General features: G+C 61.7%; 3 protein-coding genes. 1 reads left to right on the top strand and 2 read right to left on the bottom strand.

Annotation, left to right across the window (positions count from 1 at the left end; all coding sequences use genetic code 11):
• Nucleotides 1–35 precede the first annotated feature (35 nt).
• Complete coding sequence (locus tag EN994_RS27070; RefSeq protein ID WP_013532560.1) at nt 36–422, bottom strand: VOC family protein; 387 nt, start codon at nt 420–422, stop codon at nt 36–38.
• Entirely contained in the window at nt 419–1,855 is a 1,437-nt protein-coding gene (gene cysS / locus EN994_RS27065; protein WP_013532561.1) for a cysteine--tRNA ligase, read from the bottom strand. The genes EN994_RS27070 and cysS overlap by 4 nt, the downstream gene beginning before the upstream one ends.
• A 390-nt stretch (nt 1,856–2,245) precedes the next feature.
• On the opposite strand from cysS, the gene EN994_RS27060 reads away from it, so the two are divergent.
• Nucleotides 2,246–2,401, top strand: a complete 156-nt coding sequence (locus EN994_RS27060; protein WP_013532562.1) for a hypothetical protein — start codon at nt 2,246–2,248, stop codon at nt 2,399–2,401.
• Nucleotides 2,402–2,466: the final 65 nt, after the last annotated feature.

Raw genomic sequence — 2,466 nt, 5'->3', positions numbered from 1 at the left:
GTATAGATCGGTCGGTTGTCGAGGCTCATCGCTGATCACTCCGGCGCATGGCAGACGGCCTCGACGTTGTTGCCGTCGGGATCGAGGACGAAGGCGCCATAGTAGTCCGGGTGATAGTGCGGGCGCAGGCCCGGCCCGCCATTGTCCTTGCCGCCGGCGGCAAGCGCCGCAGCATAGAAGGCTTCGACCTCGGCGCGGCTGCGCGCGGTGAAGGCGACGTGCTGATGGGCCTTCTGACCATCCTTGCCTTCCTGCAGCCAGAATACCGGCCGATCGCGACCGTAGCCACCGACCTTTTTACCGCCGGTGTACTCCAGCGGCACCATATACAACAGCGCGGCACCAAGCGGCGCCATCGCCTTGTCATAGAAAGCCTTCGAAGCGTCGAAATCGGCAACGTTGATGCCGAGATGATCGATCATCTTTTTACCTCCCAGGTGGTGATGCGTTCGCCTGTGACCGGATCCTTGCCGTCCTTCAACTGTATCCCCTGGGCCAGCAGGTCGTCGCGGATGCGGTCGGCTTCGGCCCAGCTCTTGGCGGCGATGAACGCGAGACGCTTGGCGATGGCCTTGCCGACGTGGCCTTCATCAACCTTCGCCGACGCGACGTCGAAGCCGAGGAACAGCAGCGACGCCTTCAGCGATGCAGCGGCATCGTTGCCGTCCATTGCCTCGCCGGCCAACTGGGTCAGGACCTGGAAGGCGGCATAGGTGGCGAGATCGTCCGACAAGGCGTCAATGATCTCCACGGGCACCTGTCCCGCCGCCGTCGGCGCGAGGTCGGCCCCCCGCTTCCATTTTCGCAGGGTGTTCTCGGCCTCTTCCAGCTTGCGCACGGAAAAGTCGATCGGCTCGCGATAATGCGTCATCAGCATCGCCAGCCGCAGCACCTCGCCCGGCCATTTGCGGCCGCCGAAGGTCTCGGTCTCCAGGAGTTCGTTGATCGAGTAGAAGTTGCCGAGGCTCTTCGACATTTTCTGCCCTTCGACCTGCAGGAAGCCGTTGTGCATCCAGATGTTGGCCATCATTTCGGTGCCATGGGCGCAACGCGACTGGGCGATCTCGTTTTCATGGTGCGGGAAGATCAGGTCGAGGCCGCCGCCATGGATGTCGAAGACCTCGCCGAGATAGGCGGCCGACATCGCCGAGCACTCGATGTGCCAGCCCGGCCGACCCCTGCCCCATGGCGAATTCCAGCCCGGCTCCTCCGGTGACGACAACTTCCAGAGGACAAAATCGCCGGGATTTTTCTTATGCGCGTCGACGGCGACGCGAGCACCGGCCTGCTGCTCGTCGAGATTGCGCTTCGACAGCTGGCCGTAGTCGGGCATCGACGCCGTGTCGAACAGGACTTCGCCCGCAGCAACATAGGCATGGCCGCGTTCGATCAGGCTTTGAATCAAGGTGATCATGTCAACCTTGCCGTCGGCACGGGGCTCGACGAATTCGGTGGCGCGCGGCTCGACCGTCGGCTCCAGGCAGCCGAGAACCGCCACGTCGCTGTGGAACTGGTCGGCGGTCTTTTCGGTGACCCGCCTGATCGCCTCATTCAACGACAGCGTGCCGGAAGCGATCTCGCCGCCGAAATCGCGCAAAGCGCGCGCATTGATCTTGTCGTCTACGTCGGTGATGTTGCGCACATAGGTGACGTGCGTCTGCCCATAGAGATGGCGCAGCAAGCGGAACAGCACGTCGAAGACGATCACCGGCCTGGCATTGCCGATATGAGCAAAGTCGTAGACGGTCGGGCCGCAGACATACATGCGCACGTTCAGCGGATCGATCGGGACGAAATCCTCTTTCGTCCGCGTCAGCGTGTTGTAGAGGCGCAGGCCCTGCGATGCGTCGGACATTCGTGCCTTCCCGGTTCAGAACTCAATTCGACGAAGCCAGCCCTGCGCGAACGCAAATCAGGCTCCAGCCTGCTGGCCGGGGCGTTTGTCCAATCTGGGGAGAGATGAGGCGAAAACGTCCGGACCAGCGCGAGGCTAGCCAATAATGCAAATGCCACAAATGGCGAAAGACGTTTTCATGGGCGGCTTTATCGCCTTGGCTTGTGTTGCCGTCAAGTCGCAAGTTTCGGCAAAACCGTCGCTGGGTCACAGGTAATGATGCACTGAAACATTTTATTAAACATGTCGGCACAGTCATGAAACATTCGCCGGCTAGATCAGCAGGCGTCACGATTTGGTCAGAATCGGCCATCAAACGCAGACACGAAAATGTTACCAGGGAAGAGAGACATGCCCCGAACCAAGCAGGAAGCCAACCGCGCCAAGCAGCCGGCGCTGGCCAACCACTATCGCGCAATCGGCCCGGCCGCGATCGTCGCCGCCCTTCTCCATACCGCCAAGAAGAAAAAGCCGGCGCAGAAGATCGTTTCGCCCCGCGCTGCCTGAAGGGGTGGGCGGCCGGCGCCAATGGCGCCAGAAATGAAGGCGCCGACGCGCGCGCCCTCTGCTAG

The organism is Mesorhizobium sp. M7A.F.Ca.CA.002.09.1.1, assembly GCF_003998555.1.
GTDB lineage: Bacteria > Pseudomonadota > Alphaproteobacteria > Rhizobiales > Rhizobiaceae > Mesorhizobium > Mesorhizobium ciceri.
This window is presented reverse-complemented; position numbering and strand designations above follow the sequence as displayed.